At 70.9% G+C, this 1,722-nt stretch carries 1 protein-coding gene; it reads right to left on the bottom strand.

The genetic code is table 11. From position 1 onward, the window contains the following. Nucleotides 1-68: 68 nt before the first annotated feature. Complete coding sequence (locus ACZ3KP_RS40970; protein ID WP_467506232.1) at nt 69-1,649, bottom strand: IS1182 family transposase; 1,581 nt, start codon at nt 1,647-1,649, stop codon at nt 69-71. Between the last annotated feature and the right edge of the window lie 73 nt (nt 1,650-1,722).

The raw sequence follows: 1,722 nt of genomic DNA, 5'->3' as shown, positions 1-1,722 counted from the left end.
CCTAGAAGGCCCATGAAGATCTTGGTGAGGGGCTGTCCGGCCGTCAGGCCGGACAGCCCCTGCGGCGGTCATGCACCGGCGGGTGCGAGGTGCCAGGTGCCGCGGGTGTGGGTGAGTCCGAGGTTGATCAGTCGGCGGAGGTTGAGGGCGGCGGCCCGGGTGTGGAGCCAGGTGTCGTTCTTGATGGTGCCGCGGTAGTGCAGGCGCCGGTTGCCGTGGTGGACGAGCCAGGCGACGGCGCGTTCGACCGGTGGTCGCCAGCGGCGGTAGTCGGCCTGCCAGCCGGGGTCGGTGGCGGCCTGGTGGCGGGCGGCTGTCTGCAGGTCATGGTGAGGCCGGATGGTCAGGATGCGTCCGGCCCTGGCTTTGGTGCACCGCTCGCGCACGTGGCATCCGTTGCACAAGTCCCCGAAAGAGGCTTTGCGTTGGTGGTGCTGCCCGCCGGGGTCGGACAGGGCCACGGCGTGTCCGGCCGGGCAGGTCACGACGGCGGCTGTGGTGTCGATGGCGAAGTCGTCGAGGGTGAAGCCGCCGGTGACGGCGGGCCGCAGGGGGGCGGGTTTGAGGAACAGCCGGTGCCCGGCCTCGTGGAGGGTCTGGCGGGCATCGGCGGTGGAGTAGGCGGTGTCACCGAAGACGTCCAGGGGGTTGTCCTCGTCGGCGAGCAGGTCCAGGCCGACGGCGGCCTCGTGGTGCTCGGCTCCGGCACCGGGCCGCAGTGCGACGGCGGTGTATAAGCCGGTCTCGGGCTCGATGGCCAGGTGGGCCTTGAAGCCGTCCTGCTGGTGAGTGCGGGTCTTGTGCACGTGGCGTGCTTCGGGATCGACGGTGGAGACCATCCGGCCGGGGGCGGTGCCCCGGGTGATGCGCCAGCGGCCGTCACGGCCGTCGGAGTCCTCGGCGGGCTCGACGTCCTGGCCGGCGACCAGGGCCAGGATGCCCACCGCGTTCGCGGCTTTCTCACCGAGTTGCTGGTCGGGCAGGTGGCCCAGCAGCCGCAGGGCATCTGTGACCAGCGCGTCGACCAGCACGGCGCGGGCCTGCTCGTCGTTCCAGGCGATGCGGGGCTTGCCCGGGTCGGTGTAGTCGTGCGCGCTGCACTGGGCAGCGGCGACCGCGGCGGCGCCGGGGACCTCGCGGATCACCGCCCGGACGGCGGCGATGATCTGGGTGACGGTGTCCTGGGTGGCGACTGCGTCGTCCAGCACGGTGGAGTCCAGCGCCCGGCGGTGCTTGCCCTTGAGTACGCCGGTGGCCTTCACGACCCCGCGCACGGCGTCGAAGATACGGTTCGGGCGGGCGGAACGGGCCAGCCGGCGGCGGAAGTAGGCGAGCAGCGACGGGTCGAAGGCCATGTCGTTGAGGCCGAGCCCGCATGCGGCCTTCCACCGCAGGTCGCACCGCAGTTCCTGGACCGTCTCGAAGTCCGACAGCCCGTTAAGGGCCTGCAAGGTGATCGCGGCGGCCAGGATCTGCGGCGGCATGCTCGGCCGTCCGTTCGCCGACGGATACATGTCCGTGAACATCTCAGCCGGGAACAGCTCGCCGCGATGCTCGGCCAGGAACGCGAACACACTCCCGGCCGGGATCAGATCCCGACACGTCTCCCACACATCCGGCCCGACCATCTCGCCGACCCACTCACCCATCACCACGAAACGAGTCTGGCCCCACCGCTCACGCGGCGGGGCCAGAACCCCAAGATCTTCATGAGCCTTCTAG

It is taken from the genome of Streptomyces sp. NPDC020958 (genome assembly GCF_055562175.1).
The sequence above is the reverse complement of the archived record's forward strand: the minus strand, read 5'-3'. Positions and strand labels throughout refer to the sequence as shown.